The following is a 19,482-nucleotide window of genomic DNA, read 5'->3' on the forward strand; positions in this document are numbered from 1 at the left end:
GGTCAGAGCCTGCATGTGACCTTATTCATCATGCACCCAAGGCCGTGCTTGTTTAATAACTAAGTCCCCGTCGCGGTCGATCTTAAACTCGATATCCATTGCGAATGTCGCGTCAGTGGATCGACCGTACAACGCCCCGAAATGTGTTTGGATCAAGCGCATTTGTTCTGTCAGCACGAGCAAATCGTCGGGCTGGATCACACGGCTATCGTCGCCAATCAGCGACGACCTGCGGATATAGATCATCTCGTAGGGACGGTCAGGCGTGCCGTTCAAGTCTTTCATGATCAGCAGTTCTTCGGCAGTTTCCGCACCCGTTGGATTTGTGATCAGGTCTTCACCGATTTGTGCGTTCACATAGTAGCCGTCGAAGGTGTCGAAATAGAGATTGCGTGTGATGGCTACGCCGTTGACCCGTTCGTCGTCAAAATTCGGGTGGACAAGTACGCCCATCGCCGAGGTCAGATGATCGATGCGGTAGAAGGCACGCTCCTCAAATGCGCGAAAATTCCACAGACTGGCCCAGACTTGTTTGATCGATTTCTGGATGTGGCCTTCGCCTGCGCGGTGCGTGTAGCTGTCGTAAAGGCCCGCGCCGGTAAAGCCGATCCGGTCTTCGGCATTTGCGCTAGAGCGGCAGCGCGGTGTGGTCCCTTCTGGAAACGCGCGGTGCATCGCGTCCAACATGTCAGCCATCGGCGTAGGCATGTCGGCTGCTTTGATTAGCTTACGAAAGTCCTTGAGCATGTCTTTGCGTATCGCGGCATCGGCAATGAAATCGGCATCAGCCATCATCGCGGTGGCGTGGTCGTAGAACCCGTTGGCGATCATGAAGGTGTCGTAGAATGAAAACGGCACTGCGAACCCATCGGGCACAAATTGTGGATCAATGGCGCGGCGCAACTCTGCCACACCTGCGGCTTTGCCGCCGTAGCCATTTGCCTGGCTGAAGGTAAGATCATCAAGCGGTAGGATTGCCCTTGCCTGAATGTCACGCTCTGGGAATGTCGCATCGCGTGGACGTCTGGCGTTTTGGCTGTCACGCAATTCTTGCTGCGTCGCCTCGCGCACTTGGATTTCGTCAGGTGTCACGGCGAGCCAGATCACTTTGCCAATGAACTGATCCAATGGGGCGACTGTCGCCGCATTCCGCAGATATGCGTTGGGGATGCCGTTCTGTTGGGCGCGTAAATTCACGTGCGACAGTGGTGTTTGCGGCGCAGAGGTAATCACACCCGCGACAAGCGGCAGATCGTTCGGCAAGCGGTCATAGATCACGATATCAGAGGGTGCTGGCGGACGGCTATCAGTGTCGCTGATCACGCGCAATTCACCAACCGCCTCGCCGAGATTCAGCGGGTTGTAGTCGGTTGCCTCGAAAATTTCCGATGTCGCGATGGTCCGAATCTTGTTGGCCGCATAGGTCTCTGCCTCGCGCACAAAAAGCTGTTCCTGCATATCGCCAGACGGATGATAGGCGAGCGTTTCGCTTGCGAATGGCATTGCCGCGGCGAGCAGATGGAAACTGCGCCCGACGTGTTTGACGCTGACTGGATCCGTCGGCCAAAACTGAAGCGCATAAAGACCGGGTTCACCGTTGGGCCGCGTATAGTTGTCGAACGCAAGGATCGACCCCACCAGAAAGCGGCGTTCATCCGTAAAATACGTCACGCGGTTAAAATCCGAGATCGACAAGTCGGACACCAAAAAGTCCCGCACAAACCCATAGTGCAACGGATGCAGGTTGGAATTTATGAAAAACAACGACGGCATGTTAGTGTCGAAATCGGCCAAGACAAATTTCATTTCGCGCACACCTAGCGCACCGGGCACATCGTCACGCACAGCAAACGCATCAAACTCGGCGCGCGTTGCGAGGAAAATGGCACTATCCAAGCCTGAAATCGGGCGCGGCGGCGCAGGCGTATAGGGCATATCGATCAACGTCGGCAACGTTGGAAGGCGCGGAAAAGTCGGGGCATGGCGGATTGTCATAGCAGTCTCTCCATTGGGCTGTCCCCATATGACGATACTGCCGTGGCATTCCTTGGTGTGTCCATGTCGGTTTTTTGATTTATTTTGCGGGAGGATAGTTCTGCGCACTGGGTCTGCTGAAAATCGCGGCGATATCAGCGCCATTTCCCATAGAAAAAGGGCTTAGTGATTACTCACTAAGCCCTTGAATTCTTTGGCTCCGACGGTAGGGGTCGAACCTACGACCAATTGATTAACAGTCAACTGCTCTACCACTGAGCTACGTCGGAACACTGTATGCGCGGTCTATAGCAATGCGATTCAGAGGCGTCCAGAGGGTTCATTTGCTTTTTTCACTTTTCTCGCACTTTTTTCTCGTTTCTTCCTAAATGGCGGACTTCAAACCAAACGAAAGATCGCGTCTGGTCCGAGGTTTCCATTAACAGTGACGATCTTTTTCACATATAGATCAACGAGATGCGCCAATACGTTGCGCCCTGCTGCCCCGTGTAGGCGCGGGTCGATGTCTTGGTAGATCGCCTGCACGATTTGCATAACGTCATGTGGGCCTGCCGTCAGTTGCGCCAATATTTGCGCGGTGCGGGATTCTCTGTGGGCGATCAACTCGGTCAGCCGTGCGTGTGGGTCTGTGATCGGCGCGCCGTGGCCGGAATAATGTATACGTACGGGGATGTTTTGCAGCTTTGCGCAGGACGCGAGGAAATCGGTCATGTCGCCGTCGGGTGGTGACACCAGCGATGTTGACCAGCCCATGACCAGATCGCCCACGAACACGGCGTCATTCCATGCCAATGCGATGTGATTGCCCAGATGACCCGGAGTGTAGAGCACCTTGAGTGACCAGCCCTGCCCCGCGATGATGTCACCATCGGCGACCAGCACGTCCGGCGCGAAACTATGATCTAGCCCTTCGCCACCGCCCGCCATGCCCGCATCCGCAAGTTGCTGCATCACAGCACTGCGCCCCGCGTAGGTATCGCCAAACGCCAGAATCGGTGCGCCAACCGCATCTGCCAAAGGCCGCGCCAAGGGTGAATGATCCAGATGACTGTGCGTGACGATAATGTGCGACACGGGCCGTCCCGCAATTGCCGCCAGCAGCGCTGCAAGGTGCGCGTCGCTTTGCGGTCCGGGGTCGATAATCGCGAGCGATTGATCCCCCAGTATATAGGTATTGGTCCCCGGCCCCGTCATTGGCGACGGATTAGGTGCAAGCACTAGACCCAATTGCGGCGCGAGCGGCGTAAAGACGCCCGCTTGGGGAGGGAAATTCATGTCTGGCATCGCTTGTCACTTTTGGTTTGGCGTTATGCAGGGTAGCGTCGCCCAATGTTTCTACGTTGGATCAAAAACGCAATGCCACGTGGCATTTATGGCCGAGCCGCCCTAATCTTGGTGCTGCCAGTCGTCACGTTGCAATTGTTGGTGTCGGTGGTGTTCATTCAACGCCACTTTGACGGTGTCACCCAGTCGATGACAAGCGCTATGGCGATTGAGTTGCGGTATCTGCAATCAGAGGTCAATGCGGCGGATGATCTGGATGCGGCGGATGTGGCGCTTGACCGCGTGAATACGGGGCTAGAGCTGACAACCACCCTGCCCGCCAGCCCGATGTTTTCCGAAGATGTGAAACCGTTTTGGGATTTAACGGGCCGCAAGGTCATCACCAATCTGCGCGAAAACGTACCTGATGTTCTACAGATTTCGCTCGCGGAACGGCGTGTCGTTCAGTTGTGGCTTGGCACGAACAAAGGACCACTTGAAGTGTCGTTTCGCCGCAATCGCGTATCTGCATCAAACCCCCACCAACTGCTGGTAATTATGATGGTCATGGGTGCTGTGATGACGACGATCTCGTACTTTTTTCTGCGCAATCAGTTGCGCCCGATCAAACGCATGGCCGCGGCCGCCAGCGATTATGGACGTGGCCGGATGACGCCGTTTAATCCCACGGGCGCTATCGAAGTGCGCGCAGCAGGTATGGCGTTTCTTGACATGCGCAACCGGATCGAACGGCAGACCCAAAGCCGGACCTTGATGTTGTCAGGTGTCAGCCACGATTTGCGCTCGCCGCTCACGCGGATGCGCTTGGGTCTGTCGATGCTGGATGGTGAAGACGTGGACCCACTGATTAAAGACGTCGATGAAATGCAGCACTTGTTGGATGGTTTTTTGGATTTCGCCCGCAGCGACGCCGAGGATGTGCTGGAACCGACTGATCCTGTTGCACTGTTGGACGCATTGTTAGAGGACGCCGCACGTAGCAATCTCGCCGTCACCTGTGACAACACGACGCCGTTGGGCACAATCGTCGCGATGCGTCCACGCGCCATTCGCCGCGCGTTGGATAATCTGGTTGGTAACGCCCTGCGATACGGTCAAAGGGCCCACATCAGTCTCAGTATCACCGACCGCAGTATCCGCTTTACCGTCGAAGATGACGGCCCCGGTATTCCTGCCGAACAACGCGACGAAGCCACACGGCCCTTTGTGCGGCTTGACCCTGCCCGCAACCAAGATCGCGGCAGCGGCGTGGGGCTTGGCCTGTCAATTGTCAGCGATATTGCCCGCACGCACGGCGGGATGCTGCGGCTTGGTGAGAGTGATGATTTGGGCGGACTGAAGGCTGATCTGGTCTTGGCAAGGTAGCGGCTAGAACAGGCCCGCTTCGCGTGCCAACAACGCCGCAACCGTCCGGTTCGGCGCACCGATCTTGCGATATGTGTTCCTGATGTGCAGCTTGACCGTTGGTTCCTGCACGTCCAGATCGCGGGCGATTTGCTTGTTGGTTTTGCCTTCTGTCAAGCCGCGCAGCACCTGTAATTCGCGCTTTGTCAGCTGTTCAGACAACACATTGGTCGGTTCTGCGTCGCCTGCGGTCATGAATTCAATCGGGGCGTAGCGTTCGCCCATCGCCATAAATTTGACCGCGTTGACCAAAGACTTGGCCGGTAGCGATTTAGGGATAAAGCCAGCGGCACCCATCGCGAGTGCTTGTTCCGCGACAGAGCGGCTCGCCTCGCCGGATATCAACGCGAACCGCTGCGTCGCACAACTGGCGATTGCCGCCCTTAACCCTTCGAGACCGTTCATACCGGGCATATTGAAGTCCAAAATCACCAGATCAAACGGGCCATCGTCACGCAATTTCTGCTGCGCTTCTTCCAATGTTCCGGCGACTTCGGTCACGATCCCAGCTTCCACGTCGAGGAACATCGCAAGCGTGTCCCGCACCAGTTCGTGATCGTCTGCGAGCAAAACTTTCATACCGTACCCTGCGCTACGGCGTAGCGGCAAGTGCAAGGAAATGAAGATATATCAGTGAAATACTTAGGAAATTTCAAAAATGAAAACTCTAAATCAAAGTGTCAGTTGTGCGATTTGCTACGATAAACGACGACGTGTCGGATACGTTGGCTACGCGTCGGGCCGCATGAAAGTATCGGCGTCATTTTGCCGATTGAATACGATTTGATCGAAAAACACAACAAATTATCGCAGAAAATCACGCATCAATCCCTGCTTATGGGAAAATTTTTACCCAAAAATTAAGTGATTTCAGCTTTAAAGGTTTCGTGTCATGCTCGTGCAACCCAAACAAGAGGACCTTACCTTGCGCCTGCCCGTTCTGTTATCTGCCTTTTTGATCTGCGTCGCAACTTTGGCCGCGAGCGACCCTATTTCCGCCCCTGAAGGAAAGGTCGTGTTGACCGTGACGGGCAATATTGAACGGACCAACGACGGCGACGCGCTTCGGTTCGATTACGCGATGCTGAAAGCGTTGGATGCGACGATTGTGGAAACCAGCACGATCTGGACGGATGGCGTGCGAAAATTCCAAGGGGTCAATCTGGCGACATTGGTCGATGTGGTTGGTGCGAAAAGCGGCGCGTTTCTGGTCACAGCGATCAACAACTACACCGTAGAAATCCCGCTTTCGGATGCCGTCGATGACGGTCCGATTTTGGCCTATGCGATTGATGGTAAATCCATTTCTGTGCGAGACAAAGGCCCGCTTTGGATCATTTATCCCTACGATCGAGACCCAGAGTATCGCACAGAAGTCATCTATTCGCGCAGCATCTGGCAACTCGACAGGATCGAAGTCGTAGAGTAATCCCCAGATTCTCTTCAATCCTGCCAAATCTCATAAGGCGATAGTGTGCCAGCAAATTTGCCACCCCGCAGCCTAACCGTTCGCACCCTCGCGGGCATCGCGGGCGCAATCGCCATCGTTGCGATTGGATTGCTTGCGAATAATGTTGTGCGCGAAATGCAGATTTTACAGTCGGCCAGAGCGGGCAGCGCACAATGGTCGCTGGCCCAAGCCGAAGTTGAATTTCTCGACTTTGCCCATGCCGTCAGTACGTTCGACGAACCACCAACGACGATCAAACGCCGCTTCGATGTGTTTTACAGTCGTATTCAAACGATTGAAATCGCCAAGGTTTACCAAGTTTTACGCGAGGACCCCTCATTCGCCACGCACTTGGCCCACGCCCACGCCTTTCTGGATGACGCTGTCCCAATCATCGACCTGCACGACCCCGAATTTTCAGCGCAAAAAGACGCATTGCGGGCCATGGTCGACGACGCCCGCACGACAATGCGGGAATTGTCCAATTCGAGCATTGGAATTTTCGCCGAGAAAGCAGACGCGCAACGCGAGGCGATTGCATCGACCGTCCGGCGGCTCGTCACTGCAATGTTGGTGTTGATCGGCGCCTTGGCAACATCTGTTATCTACCTTAACAGATTGAATATCCTAAATATTCAACGCCAACGCGGCCAAGAAGAAACCGTGACACGCATGAACACGGTTATCGAAACCTCGCTAGACGGGATTATCGTCAGCGACGACGCAGGCCGCATCATCGAGTTCAGCAAAGCCGCCGAAAACATCTTTGGCTATACAGCCGACGAAGCGATTGGTCGGGACGTTGTGTCGCTGATTATCCCGCGGGATCAACGCAATGCTCACCGCGTCGACATGGATCGCCTTACCGGTGGCGGCACCATGCAGGTGATTAACGCCGGACGGATGCGGATCGACGCGATGCGCAAAGACGGCAGCGTTTTCCCGGTAGAGTTGTCAATCCAGACCGCGAAACGACACAACACCCGCATTTACGTGGCTTACCTGCGTGATTTGGTGCAGTCGGTTGCGGCCGAGCAAGAGTTGGTCATGGCACGCGACGCAGCCCTAGCGGGTGAAAAACTCAAAACCGATTTTCTGGCCACCATGAGCCACGAAATCCGCACGCCGCTGAATGGGCTTTTGGGCAATCTTGCCCTGATGAAAGAGACGCGACTGTCGCCGCCGCAAGACCGCTATATCCAGAATATGGACACCTCCGGCCGGTTGCTGATGAACCACATTTCCGACGTGCTGGACATCACCCGCTACGAGGCGGGCAAGCTGCCGATCTGCATTGTGCCGATGAATATCAGCATCTTGATGCAGGACATTATCGACAACCAAAGTGCGATGGCGCAGACCTCGAATACAACGCTATCTTGGCACTGGATCGGTCAGCCGCGCGACTGGGTGATGTCCGATCCGGACCGCGTTCAACTTGTATTAATCAACGTGATCAGCAACGCGGTAAAGTTCACCAATGGCGGCGAAGTTTGCGTCACCGCCGAAGTTTTGGCCAGCAACGATCACACCCGCATCTGTGTCCGCGACACCGGCCCCGGGATGTCGCCAGAACTGACGCGCCACGTGTTCGACGACTTTGTTACCGGAAACCCGGCCTATAACCGCGAAGTCGGCGGCACGGGTTTGGGGCTAAGTATCGCGAAACGCTTTGTAAAAGCCTTGGGTGGCACCATCACGGTCGACACAGCGCTGGGCCAAGGCAGCGTGTTCGAGGTGACGTTCCCGATGCCCGTCGCCGAAAAACCCGTTGATGATTACGCCATGCCGACAGCGCCAGAACAGCCGCAGCACCCGCTTGATATTTTGGTGATCGAAGACAACGATATTAACCGCATTCTGGCCCGCGAAATGTTGGAAAACGCGGGTCACACAGTGTCAGAGGCGCACAACGGCGAAACGGGCGTGAGCGTTGCGCGGAACATCCGCTTTGACCTGATTTTCATGGATATTAGTATGCCCGTGATGGACGGGCGCACAGCCGCGCGGTTGATCCGGCAAGGGCACGGCAAATCGGCCAACACGCCGATCGTGGCGCTAACTGCACACGCCCTGCCCGCCGATCTCGACAGCTTTGTCGCGGATGGCATGGTTGCGGCACTCACAAAGCCGTTAACCAAGGCCGGACTGCTAGACGTACTGCATAAAGTCACAAATGTGCCGGAACTCTGTAACACCACCACACCATACCAATCCCCCGCCTACGCCAAATTAACCAAACGGTTCATCGCTGAAACCGACAGTTTCGTCGGATGGGTGCAGACCCCCGACCTGCCCCTGTCCGACATCGCGGACCAAGCACACAAGGCGGCAGGCAGCGCCTCAACTTTCCAAGTCCCCGACTTTGCCGAACATCTATCCGCCATCGCAATCGCAGCACGCGCAAACGACACGGCAGCGGTGACAGCAGGCCTCGCCACTCTGCCGCAGGACTGGGACACCGCGAAAAAGGGTCTCGGTGCGCAAGATTAGGCGCGCCGATCCCGTACATATTTCCAAACATGCATCCCGACTTTCAAAACAATCAAAACACTCCTGTCCGCGAAAAGTCACTGGCCCGAACCCCGCCCAACCGTCATATCTAAGGTATCTCCTTGGATCGGAACCCTTATGTCTGCGAAATACTACGCCCCAACCGGCGGTCACCCTCCACAAACGCAACTGCTCACGGACCGCGCCGTCTTTACCGACGCCTACGCCGTGATCCCCAAGGGGACGATGCGCGATATTGTGACCAGCTATTTGCCGTTCTGGGATGATACACGGCTGTGGGTGATTGCGCGGCCAATGACGGGCTTTGCCGAGACGTTTTCGCAATACATCATGGAAGTCGCCCCCGGCGGAGGTTCCGACAATCCCGAGACTGATGCAGGTGCTGAAGGTGTGCTGTTTGTAGTCGATGGGACCGCGACGCTGACCGTCAATGGCGACACGCATACCTTGCTTGAAGGCGGCTATGCGTTCCTGCCACCTGCCAGCGATTGGACCCTGCGCAACACGTCTGACGAGGTGCTGCGGTTTCACTGGATTCGCAAAACCTACGAAGCGGTCCCAGGCCTGCCGATGCCAGACGTAATTATCGCCAACGAGAACGACATCGCGCCGACATTGATGCCCGGCACTGACGGGAAATGGGGCACCACACGGTTCGTGGAGCCAACAGATTTGCGCCACGACATGCATGTGAACGTCGTGACCTTTGAGCCAGGCGCAGTGATCCCGTTTCTTGAAACCCACGCAATGGAACACGGGCTATATGTGCTGGAGGGCAAAGCGGCGTACCGGCTCAACACCGACTGGGTCGAAGTCGAAGCAGGCGATTACATGTGGCTGCGCGCCTTCTGCCCGCAAGCCTGCTACGCAGGCGGTCCGGGGCGGTTCCGGTATTTGCTGTATAAGGACGTGAACCGGCACATGGGGCTGAGACCGCTGACGCGCTAAGTAGAGGTTAGCTGGCGACCTGCGCTATTTTGAACCCCTCAGGCTTGTAACTTACTTTTGCGTTTTGGCCCTCGGAGACTACTATAAAAAGCTGTTCGTGCTTTTTCAGGTGCTTAGACCATGACTTTCCTTGAAGTTTGTCTGTCGTAACTTCATGGTTTTGCTTCATGTAATTACCTAGGATTTTAACCTGCATCCCACTATTCTGCGACTTAGTAGCATCAATCGCTGCTTTGATCTGCCAGTTTATCTTGGAGATATCCGAGGTAAAAGATGACTGTTGCGCTACAGGTTTGGGTTTAGTTGAAGTTTTATCAGCAACGTTTTCTACGGTCTTTTTCTCAACCCCCACCAACTCCCGAAACTCCGTACACGCCGCTTTGAACCCTGCCCCGACCTTGGCTTCGCCGCAGCCCAGAACCTTTATGCCGCGTTCTTTCAGCCGTCGTGCCAGATGCACAAAATCCGCGTCAGAGGTGCACAGTACAACCACATCTAAGTTTTGCAGATACGTCAGTTCGGTTAGCTCTATTGCAAGATGCAGGTCGGACGCATTTTTACCCGTTCCCGAATAAATGATTTGGAAATCAACGCAGTCAGACCAATTTGCCAGTGCTTGGCTGTTGCCGTAGACTTTTGCCGCGATCACGTCACCTTGCGCGGAGGCAGTGGCTAAAATGGCAGCTGCATGTTGGCTGCGCAGGTTGTCACCATCGACGAATACTGCAACTTTGGTGGACATTTCAGGCGCCTTTCACTGATTAATGCATACTTTATTCCGCAACAGTTAGGCAGCATTTGGGCAAAAGCTTGGACAGACCGCGACGCACCCTCCCCAAACAAAAAGGGCGCGCTGCCGGAACAACGCGCCCTTCAATAACCATCTCGCCGAGCGACTTAGCCCTTCAGCGATCCTGTGCCGTGACCGGACATGCCGCCCGAGACTTCCTCGGTGGATTCGTCGGTTAGGTCTTCTGGCAGCATCAAGTTCAGCACAATTGCGATGACCGCAGCTGGTAGCAGTCCTGATGTCATTAGGATGCGCAGGGTGTCTGGCAAATATTGCACGGCTTTGGGTTCCAGTTGCAACCCAAGTCCGACCGACAAGGCAATCGCAAAGATCACCATGTTGCGGCGGTTCCAGTTGACGTCTGACAGCATCGAAATACCCGATGCTACGACCATGCCGAACATGACGATGACACCGCCGCCCAAGACTTCGATTGGGACGGTGTTAATCAGCGCGCCGACCTTTGGCACCAAGCCGCACAGGATCAGGAACAGCGCCCCGATCGTCACAACATGGCGCGACATCACGCCTGTCATGGCGATCAAACCGACGTTCTGGCTGAACGATGTGTTCGGAAAGCCGCCAAAGACACCTGCAATTGCAGATCCGATACCATCGGCATAGGTCGCACCGGTGATTTCTTTGTCGGTGGCTTCGCGCCCTGCCCCGCCTTTGGTGATACCGGACACATCGCCCACAGTTTCCACCGCAGAGACAAACGCCATCAGGCAAAACCCGACAATGGCGGCTACGCTGAATTCAAAGCCATATTTAAACGGCACAGGTACGGCGAACACAGCGGCGCGGTCGATGGTAGCTGCAATGCCAAAGTCGCCGCCAAAGCTGATCATGCCAACCATCAGCGCGTAGAAATAGCCGACGATAATGCCGATCACGACAGCCGACACCGCGAGCATCCCCTTTGCGTAGAATTTCAGCCCAAGCGTCACAAAGACCACGACCAAAGCCGCAGACCAGTTCAGCAGCGAGCCATATTCGGGTTTATCCATCGCAGGGACGCCGCCCGCTGCGTATTGGATGCCAACTTGGACCAGCGCCAGACCGATCATCGTGACCACAAGGCCCGTCACCAACGGCGGCATCGCAAAGCGGATTTTGCCGATGAACGACCCGATCAGACAATGGAACAAGCCACCGATGATGATACCGCCAAACAAAGCGGGCAATGCATCTAGCCCTTTGCCAGCCACAAGCGGGATCATGATCGGGATAAACGCAAAGGACGTGCCTTGCACAATCGGCAACCGCGCCCCCACAGGCCCCATACCAATCGTCTGGAACAGGGTCGCGATACCCGCAAACAACATCGACATCTGAATGAGGTAGGACATATCAGGAAAGCCCTGCGCCCCTGCCTCTGACCCAAAGCCAAAACCAGCAGCGCCTGCGACAATGATCGCAGGTGTCACGTTTGACACAAACATCGCAAGCACATGCTGAATGCCCAATGGAATAGCGAGGTGCAGCGGCGGGGTGAAATTAGGGTCCCTTAGCTGCTCGGGGGTGCCGATGGATGTGTCTGTCATGGTGTGGTTTCTCTTTCCCGTTGGGTGTTTCAGGCCAGTGTTCCCCCGGCTCAGATTATTATTTGGTAATTTCGTATGGCGTGTCGAACCAGTGTTCTTGCAAATTTGCGCCCGCCCCGATCCGGTCCACGACTGCAAACAATCCCGTCGCTGAAATTGGCGTCAAAACGCCGTGCCAAGTGGCGCGATGATAATTCACCGCTTGGCCCGGATTTGTCAGGAATGCACGCGGCTGGCCCGGTTTTCCGTCGTCGTCAGGGGCCACGATCACGACAAACGCAGTGTGTGTCATCGGGATAAACGCCTGTGACCCGTCGGGGTGGCGCTCCATCATATCCAGCGTGAACGGCAGGCTGCGGGCCTGCGCGTTGAACAAGCTGATACCCGCTTTGCCATCGCTGAAATCAAGTTGGGCGCGGTCATGGTAGCGGCCGCACAGCCCTTGGTTAATGATTTTATCCGGCTCGCCTGCGATTTCTAGCACATCACCAAAGGGCGCGAATGCTGCGGCGGTGAGCGGTTCGAGTTGCAGCGCGCTCATGCGTTGAACTTTGCGATGAGGCGCAATTCTGCGATCCGTTCGACCTGCTTGCAAGCCTCTTCGAATTCAACGGCTGTGTCGTTAAACAGGCGACGGTTAAAGGCCGCGGTGATGCTCGCCTTGGTGTTGTCGCCCACGGCAATGATGAAGGGAAAGCCGTGCTTTGCGACGTAACGGGTGTTCAGGTCTTGGAACATGGCGCGTTCCGCGTCCGTCAGCGCGTCTAACCCTGCGCCTGCCTGTTCTGCTGTGCTTTCTGCCGTCAGTTGCTTGGCCGCCGCGAGTTTGCCCGCCAGATCAGGGTGCGCGGTCAGCACGCCCATGCGTTGATCGGAAGACGCCGACCGGAACACCCGCGTCAGTGCATTATGCACGCCGCAGGCCGTGTCATGTGTCGGTCCCAGCTCCAGCGCATATGCACCTTCGGCAATCCATGGGCTATGTTCAAAAATCCCGCCAAATTCGCCCACAAATGTCTCGCAATCCATCTCGCAAGGGCGCTGTTTGCGCTGGGCTGGGTTTTGTTGCGCCCAATGATCCGCAATCTGTTCACGGGTGGCGAACCAGACGCCCTCATGCGCTTGGAAATGCGCAATCGCACGTTTCAGCGCCGCAGCCCTGCCCGGCCGTCCGATAATCCGGCAATGCAAACCAATCGACAGCATTTTGGGCGCACCCGCCTCGCCTTCGGCATAAAGAAAATCAAAGCTGTCCTTGAGATAGCTTTCAAACTGATCGCCAGTGGTAAAGCCCGCCTGAATCCCGAACCGCATGTCGTTGCAATCCATCGTATAAGGCACGATCAACTGGTCGCGGTCACCAAACGACGACCAATACGGCAGATCATCGGCGTAGCTGTCAGCAACATAGGCAAATTGACCCGTTTCCGCCGCCAGTCGCACCGTGTTGTTGGAACAGCGCCCCGTATACCAGCCGCGCGGCGGTGTGCCGACCACTTCGGTATGCAGACGGATGGATTCCGCGATAGCTGCGCGTTCCTCGTCCTCGGGCATGTCTTTGTGTTCGACCCATTTCAACCCGTGGCTCGCGATTTCCCAGCCTGCGGATTTCATCGCAGCGACCTGTTCGGGCGCACGGGCCAAGGCCGTGGCCACCCCGTAAACCGTCACAGGCAAGTCCGACAACATCCGGTGCACCCGCCAGAACCCAGCCCGCGATCCGTATTCATACAGCGATTCCATGTTCCAGTGCCGCATACCCGGCCACGGCTGCGCGCCGGTGATCTCGGACAAAAACGCCTCTGATGCAGCATCGCCGTGTAAGATGTTGTTTTCGCCACCTTCTTCGTAATTCAAAACGATTTGCACGGCGATTTTTGCGCCATTTGGCCAGTTTGCAGTTGGCGGCGTGGCGCCATATCCGGTCATGTCACGAGGGTAGCGGATCAAGAGATGTTCCTTTTTAGGTTGGTTCAACTGTAACCCCAAATAATCACAGCCGTTTTCAAAAAATACACGAAAGTCTGTCTTGCCCAAGGGCTTTGCGATTTCAATGATACTTGGGGTATAGTCCAAACATATGCACATGGAGAACTGCAAATGGCCGGATATCTGACGACGCATGTTTTGGACACGGCACGCGGTTGCCCTGCGCAAGGTCTGAAAATTGACCTCTACCGGATTGAGGGCGACAACCGCACACATCTGAAATCGCTTGTGACCAATGACGACGGCCGCACCGACGAACAGATTTTACCTGCCGCCGACTTTGCGCTGGGTACCTATGAATTGGTATTCCACGCAGGCGACTATCTGGACAGTATCGGCACACCACCCGAAGAGCCACGTTTCTTGGATATGATCCCGCTGCGGTTTGGCATGTCAGAAGCATCACATTACCACGTCCCGCTTTTGCTATCCCCGTTCGGCTATTCCACCTATCGCGGAAGCTGAGCCTGATAGCTGCTGTCGCGCACCGCTGCACTGATCCGGTCAATCACGTAGTCCATGAACAGCCGTGACTTGGGGTCTTGGTTTTTGCGGTGTGTGAACAGGCACGCCATCTGGATTGGCACAGGCGGCGTTTGTGTGGCCACAGGAACGAGGCGTCCTGCTTTGATGTGATCTACGACCTCGAACACGGGTTTCATCGCGATGCCGTTGCCAGACAACGCCCAGTCGGTCAGCACATCGCCGTCATCAGATTCGTAACGCCCTGTGATACTGTACTTTTTCACACCATCAGGGTTTTGCAGTCGCCATTGGAATTCCGTCGCACCGGGAAAACGCAGGTTCAGGCATTCGTGGCCCTCAGCCAGTAACGCCTTGCCGCTGTCGGGATTACCATGCGCCGCGATATAGGCCGGAGACGCGCATAACACCCGTTCCACATCCGCGATCTTGCGAATTCGCAAGGTGCTGTCTTGCGGCTGGCCCAAGAAAAACGCGAGGTCAAGGCCTTCGCTGGTCAGGTCCACTTTGCGATCTGTCAGGCGCAAGCGTACCTGCACCTGCGGATATTCCGCAAGAAAATCGGGGACTTGCGGCGCGATCAGCCGCCGCCCGACCCCCAATGGGGCCGCCACATGCAACGCGCCTTTGGGGTTGTCGGTGATGTTCACAACCTTGGCCTCGGCACTTTGCACTGAGTCCAAAATCGCGCAGGCCCCCCCGTAGAACGCTTGGCCCTGTTCGGTTGCGGTCAGGCTGCGGGTGGTCCGCTGGAACAACCGAACGCTTAAATGTTCCTCAAGTTGCGAAATCCGTGATGAAGTTACAGCAGGTGAAATGCGCAAGTCACGCCCCGCGGCCGACATGCTTCCTAATTCGTAGACACGCACAAAAGTGCGGATATTATCCAGATAAGACATTGTTTTGATTTATTTGATGCTGCTTGGTTCTTTGACGGGATAGCAGAACAATCCAACGTCGCCTAGAGTAGCGTCGCAACCGCAGGAGATCACGATGTACGATATGGCAATTCTTTGGGACTGGATCGCGTTTTCCGTCCGCTGGTTACATGTGATCACCGCGATGGCGTGGATTGGCGCGTCGTTCTTTTTCATCGCACTGGACCTGGGTCTGAAGAAAGCGCCGAACATGCCAACAGGTGTGAGCGGCGAAGAATGGCAGGTCCACGGCGGCGGGTTCTACCACATCCAGAAATATCTCGTGGCCCCTGAAAACATGCCCGAACACCTGATCTGGCACAAATGGCAAAGCTATATCACGTGGGTCTCTGGTGCCGCCCTATTGATGATCGTCTATTGGGTTGGTGGCGAGCTATTTTTGCTTGACCCGACCAAGGCTGACCTGTCGTTGTGGGAGGGTATCCTGATTTCCGGTGGGTCGCTGACGATTGGCTGGTTGATCTACGACTTCCTATGCAAATCTAAATTAAGCGAGCAGCCTACGACATTGATGTTGCTGCTTTTTGTGATGCTGGTGGTGATGGCGTGGGGCTATAACGAAATCTTCACAGGCCGTGCCGCGCTGTTACATTTGGGTGCGTTTACCGCGTCGATTATGACCGGAAACGTGTTCTTCCAGATCATGCCAAACCAGCGCATCGTCGTGGCGGACCTCAAGGCTGGCCGCAAGCCCGATCCAAAATACGGCAAGATCGCCAAGGTGCGGTCCACCCACAACAACTACCTGACGCTGCCCGTCGTGTTCCTGATGTTGTCGAACCACTACCCGCTGGCCTTTGGCACGGAATACGCGTGGATCATTGCCAGCCTGATCTTCCTGACGGGCGTCACGATCCGTCACTACTTTAACACGATGCACGCCACAGGCTCGGGTCCGCATTGGACATGGGCCGTCACGGTCCTACTGATGATCGCAATCGCGTGGCTGTCATCTGCGCGACCAACAGAAACGATTGAACAAGCCGAAGCCCGCGTCCTAACCCCATACGAGCAGCACTATGTCGCTGCCGCAGGGTTCGACGACGCCTACAACACTGTGCTTGGCAATTGTGCAATGTGCCACGCCCGCGAACCATTCTGGGACGGTATCCGCTGGGCACCCAAGGGCGTGTTCCTTGAGACCAAGGCAGACGTTGCACAACACGCCGACCAGATTTATCTGCACGCAGGCATATCCCACGCAATGCCACCGCCCAACGCGATCCAGATGGACGAAGACGCCCGCGAAGTGCTTGTCGCTTGGGTCCGCAACGCCCGCGCAACAGACTAAGCGGTCAAAATCGTCCAACAATTGCTTAAGTTTTGAACGGTGTTTGTGGCAGCGCAAGCTGGGCTTTTGTCGATCTGCCAAAACGCGCGTTTTTGGAACGCCCCTAACAGATCCCGAAGAACTCTTTAGGGAAGATCGCCTTCATCTCTGATCGCCTTGCATCAAAATTTTCGTATGCCTCTGACACGTCCATAATGCTATCGGACAGTGTGATGGCTACTCCTGATCCAATCACCTGTGTCGTAGCCTGACCGTATTGCCCCAACGTATCGGGGATGAAATCAGCGTAGGGCGGTCCTAGAAATGTAGACCAGCCTAGTTGAGGAACGCAGGTTGAGCCTCTTTGGCCAGTGAACCAAGTCGGCTCACGTGCTTGTGAAAGATCAGCCCTGAGATGCGCATCGCGGTGCAGATGTACGAAACCATATTGCGCTTCGGTAAGTTCATACAATCGATTTGCGAACCCACGCCAGTCGATTGCCTTGTGTGGCTTCGCATAAATAGACAATGTTGCTGGTATCAAACGACCACGAACATCCCTGCGCTCGTGCCGAATTTCTGCTTGATACCTTGTGGTCAGTTTGCGGTGCCAGCCGACACCCACGTGAAACTCTGACAGGGAGCCATTGATACGCATTGAACCAATACCAGCCCAGTGGGGTTGGGCTCTTCTATTTCGGATAAGTCCGCAGCTTTATTGCCCCAGATACTCAAAGTCTGTGGGGCGAGGCGTTTATCATGATTGGCAAAGAGTTCGAGCAATTGCTTGCCGAAATCCCATTCGATTGTAGGCCTGCCGATTTCAATATTTATGATTAGCAGTTCTTTGGCTGTTATGTCACGCATTCAGGCTGCCATTGACTGGATCGGTTTGCTATCAATAATTTGGTACCGTTCCCGCAACGAGGCACCTGCATGTATTTTCCAAAAACCACCGTTTGTTAAACACGTCGCAAAGAAATATTCGTGAAATTTCCACGCGCTTATACCTTAACCCTGTATTGCTCATCCTGTCCCGATTTTGTTTAGGTCAGCGGTGTTAGACTGGTGGAACGTCCCCTAAAGCTGATCCCGCAACACCTGCAACACCACATCAGACGGCACGTCGCTGGTGATGAATGCCTCACCGATCCCACGCGCAAGGATGAACCGCAGTTTGCCGTCCACGACCTTTTTGTCTTGTCCCATCAAGCCCAACAGGCCTTCGGCGCTGGGCAGATCGCCCGGGATATCGGCCAGATCGGTTTTCATGCCCATCGCTTTGAGGTGGGCACGCACGCGGCTTGGCGCTTCTTGGCTGCATAGGTTCAGGCGTTGCGATAGCTCAAACGCCATGGCACAGCCGATAGCCACGCCTTCGCCGTGCAACAAACGGTCGGAAAAGCCTGTCGCCGCTTCAAGCGCGTGTCCGAATGTATGCCCGAGGTTCAGCAATGCACGGTCGCCCTGTTCGGTCTCGTCGCGCGTCACGATGTCGGCTTTCATCTGGACTGACCGTGTCACGGCCTGCACTTGTGCCGCAATATCGCCGTCGGCCATGGTGGGCGCGTTGATTTCCAGCCAGTCAAAGAACGCCGCGTCGCCTAGCAATCCGTATTTCACAACCTCGCCGTAGCCTGCCAGAAAATCGCGGCGCTCTAGCGTGGACAGTAAATCAGTGTCGGCTAGCACAAGCGATGGCTGGTGAAAGGCACCAACAAGGTTCTTTCCCGCTGGCGAATTGATCCCCGTTTTGCCGCCGACAGAACTATCGACTTGCGCCAGCAGTGTCGTTGGTATCTGTACAAAGCGCACACCGCGCCGCAACACGGCCGCCGCAAACCCCGCCAGATCGCCGATCACGCCACCGCCAAAGGCCACAACGATATCGCCGCGCTCGACTTTTTCGGACAGCAGCCATTCGACCGTGCGTTCCAGCTGCGCCCAGCATTTTGTGGCTTCACCCGCAGGCAATGCCAATGCGGCAGATGTCAGGCCCGCAGCCGTGAGGTTCGCTTGCAGTGTCGCCAAATGCAGCCCTGCGACCGTTTCATCCGTCACAATCGTCACATGCGGACGACGGGTCATTTCAGCGATACGCCGCCCCGCTTGCGCCAAAACACCCGGTCCGATCTGGATGTCATATTCACGACCCGGCAGGTCAACACGGACAGATTGGGATGCGGCACTCATGCAGTTTTCTCCAGAATATCGGGGTGTTGCGATAGCAAATCGATGACCATGTCGGTGGTTTGCTCAATCGAGGCGACGCCAGTGATCGTGGCATGAATACCCGCCATCGCATAGACAGGCACACGGGCATCGAAGATGTCCGACAAGGTCTGGCGTGGGTTTTGAGTGCGCAAAAGCGGGCGCGTGTCCTTGTTGCGGACCCGTTCCCAAAGCGTTTGCAGCTTTGCATCAAGCCAAACCGCAGCCCCTTTGTCAGCAATCGCGTCACGCACGGACGGGGTCAGGAACGCCCCACCGCCCGTGGATAAGATGCAGGGTTCTCCGGCCAAAAGCCGCTCAATCACCTCTGCTTCGCGCTTGCGAAAGAACGCTTCGCCGTCGCGTTCAAAGATTTCTGCGATGGAAACAGAGGCTGCTTCTTCGATTGCGGCGTCACTATCCAAGAAAGGCACACCCAATCGGGCGGCCATTGCCTTGCCGATTGCAGTCTTGCCTGATCCCATCATCCCCACCAAAACAACGGTTTTCTTGAGGTAAAACGCATTTTCACTGGCTTGAAGCATGTCTGGTCCGCTGTATCCTTTAGCAAATCATCGGCTGTGACCCGCTTAATCATGATTTATTACAGTCAATGGCGTGATCTTGCCGAAAAGGCCATATATAAACGCAGACAAATG

General features: G+C 55.6%; 17 protein-coding genes and 1 tRNA gene. 6 read left to right on the forward strand and 12 right to left on the reverse strand.

Translation table 11 applies throughout. The features are described from left to right. Positions 1-21 precede the first annotated feature (21 nt). The 3 genes from FHS72_RS05215 to FHS72_RS05225 all read right to left on the reverse strand — a co-directional run bounded on the left by FHS72_RS05215 (position 22) and on the right by FHS72_RS05225 (position 3,279). Positions 22-1,995, reverse strand: coding sequence for a PEP/pyruvate-binding domain-containing protein (locus tag FHS72_RS05215; protein WP_183526649.1), 1,974 nt, complete (start codon positions 1,993-1,995; stop codon positions 22-24). Positions 1,996-2,189: 194 nt separating this feature from the next. After that, a tRNA-Asn gene (locus FHS72_RS05220) sits at positions 2,190-2,264 on the reverse strand. A gap of 109 nt (positions 2,265-2,373) precedes the next feature. Next, positions 2,374-3,279, reverse strand: coding sequence for an MBL fold metallo-hydrolase (locus FHS72_RS05225; protein ID WP_343042657.1), 906 nt, complete (start codon positions 3,277-3,279; stop codon positions 2,374-2,376). 45 nt (positions 3,280-3,324) lie between these two features. Between FHS72_RS05225 and FHS72_RS05230 the strand changes: the two genes are divergently transcribed. After that, on the forward strand, positions 3,325-4,644 hold the full coding sequence (locus FHS72_RS05230; protein WP_183526653.1) for an ATP-binding protein: 1,320 nt from the start codon (positions 3,325-3,327) through the stop codon (positions 4,642-4,644). Positions 4,645-4,647: 3 nt separating this feature from the next. Here FHS72_RS05230 and FHS72_RS05235 read toward each other — a convergent pair whose 3' ends face one another. Beyond that, positions 4,648-5,262 carry a response regulator transcription factor gene (locus FHS72_RS05235; protein ID WP_183526656.1) on the reverse strand — a complete coding sequence of 205 codons (615 nt, stop codon included), beginning with the start codon at positions 5,260-5,262 and terminating at the stop codon, positions 4,648-4,650. Between the two features lie 313 nt (positions 5,263-5,575). Between FHS72_RS05235 and FHS72_RS05240 the strand changes: the two genes are divergently transcribed. The 3 genes from FHS72_RS05240 (at position 5,576) to FHS72_RS05250 (ending at position 9,595) form a co-directional block, all read left to right on the forward strand. Next, positions 5,576-6,112, forward strand: coding sequence for a putative pterin-binding protein (locus FHS72_RS05240; protein WP_183526659.1), 537 nt, complete (start codon positions 5,576-5,578; stop codon positions 6,110-6,112). 45 nt (positions 6,113-6,157) lie between these two features. Continuing rightward, positions 6,158-8,626 carry an ATP-binding protein gene (locus tag FHS72_RS05245; protein WP_183526662.1) on the forward strand — a complete coding sequence of 823 codons (2,469 nt, stop codon included), beginning with the start codon at positions 6,158-6,160 and terminating at the stop codon, positions 8,624-8,626. A 138-nt stretch (positions 8,627-8,764) separates the two neighbouring features. Next, on the forward strand, positions 8,765-9,595 hold the full coding sequence (locus tag FHS72_RS05250; protein WP_183526665.1) for a bifunctional allantoicase/(S)-ureidoglycine aminohydrolase: 831 nt from the start codon (positions 8,765-8,767) through the stop codon (positions 9,593-9,595). 7 nt (positions 9,596-9,602) lie between these two features. Here FHS72_RS05250 and FHS72_RS05255 read toward each other — a convergent pair whose 3' ends face one another. The 4 genes from FHS72_RS05255 to puuE form a co-directional block, all read right to left on the reverse strand. Beyond that, on the reverse strand, positions 9,603-10,337 hold the full coding sequence (locus FHS72_RS05255) for an NYN domain-containing protein (protein WP_183526667.1): 735 nt from the start codon (positions 10,335-10,337) through the stop codon (positions 9,603-9,605). Between the two features lie 155 nt (positions 10,338-10,492). Further along, positions 10,493-11,932, reverse strand: a complete 1,440-nt coding sequence (locus FHS72_RS05260; RefSeq protein ID WP_183526670.1) for a uracil-xanthine permease family protein — start codon at positions 11,930-11,932, stop codon at positions 10,493-10,495. A gap of 58 nt (positions 11,933-11,990) precedes the next feature. Then, positions 11,991-12,473 carry an ureidoglycolate lyase gene (locus tag FHS72_RS05265; RefSeq protein WP_183526673.1) on the reverse strand — a complete coding sequence of 161 codons (483 nt, stop codon included), beginning with the start codon at positions 12,471-12,473 and terminating at the stop codon, positions 11,991-11,993. Continuing rightward, entirely contained in the window at positions 12,470-13,882 is a 1,413-nt protein-coding gene (gene puuE, locus FHS72_RS05270; protein WP_246414505.1) for an allantoinase PuuE, read from the reverse strand. Before puuE ends, FHS72_RS05265 begins: the two co-directional genes overlap by 4 nt. A 150-nt stretch (positions 13,883-14,032) precedes the next feature. On the opposite strand from puuE, the gene uraH reads away from it, so the two are divergent. Further along, positions 14,033-14,386: a hydroxyisourate hydrolase gene (gene uraH, locus FHS72_RS05275; protein WP_183526692.1), complete on the forward strand. Its 354-nt coding sequence runs from the start codon at positions 14,033-14,035 to the stop codon at positions 14,384-14,386. Here the strand turns inward: uraH and FHS72_RS05280 are convergent. Beyond that, positions 14,371-15,303: a LysR family transcriptional regulator gene (locus tag FHS72_RS05280; RefSeq protein ID WP_183526695.1), complete on the reverse strand. Its 933-nt coding sequence runs from the start codon at positions 15,301-15,303 to the stop codon at positions 14,371-14,373. The genes uraH and FHS72_RS05280 overlap by 16 nt on opposite strands. A gap of 94 nt (positions 15,304-15,397) precedes the next feature. Here FHS72_RS05280 and FHS72_RS05285 point away from each other — a divergent pair, with 94 nt between their 5' ends. Beyond that, the gene (locus FHS72_RS05285; RefSeq protein ID WP_183526698.1) at positions 15,398-16,633 is read left to right on the forward strand and encodes a urate hydroxylase PuuD; all 1,236 of its coding nucleotides are present in this window, start codon (positions 15,398-15,400) and stop codon (positions 16,631-16,633) included. 103 nt (positions 16,634-16,736) lie between these two features. Here the strand turns inward: FHS72_RS05285 and FHS72_RS05290 are convergent, their stop codons facing one another. The 3 genes from FHS72_RS05290 to FHS72_RS05300 form a co-directional block, all read right to left on the reverse strand. Then, positions 16,737-17,270, reverse strand: coding sequence for a hypothetical protein (locus tag FHS72_RS05290; protein ID WP_183526701.1), 534 nt, complete (start codon positions 17,268-17,270; stop codon positions 16,737-16,739). A 422-nt stretch (positions 17,271-17,692) separates the two neighbouring features. Continuing rightward, on the reverse strand, positions 17,693-18,805 hold the full coding sequence (gene aroB / locus FHS72_RS05295) for a 3-dehydroquinate synthase (RefSeq protein ID WP_183526704.1): 1,113 nt from the start codon (positions 18,803-18,805) through the stop codon (positions 17,693-17,695). Continuing rightward, on the reverse strand, positions 18,802-19,368 hold the full coding sequence (locus FHS72_RS05300) for a shikimate kinase (protein ID WP_183526707.1): 567 nt from the start codon (positions 19,366-19,368) through the stop codon (positions 18,802-18,804). Before FHS72_RS05300 ends, aroB begins: the two co-directional genes overlap by 4 nt. Between the last annotated feature and the right edge of the window lie 114 nt (positions 19,369-19,482).

The organism is Yoonia ponticola, assembly GCF_014199395.1.
Classification (GTDB): Bacteria; Pseudomonadota; Alphaproteobacteria; order Rhodobacterales; family Rhodobacteraceae; genus Yoonia; species Yoonia ponticola.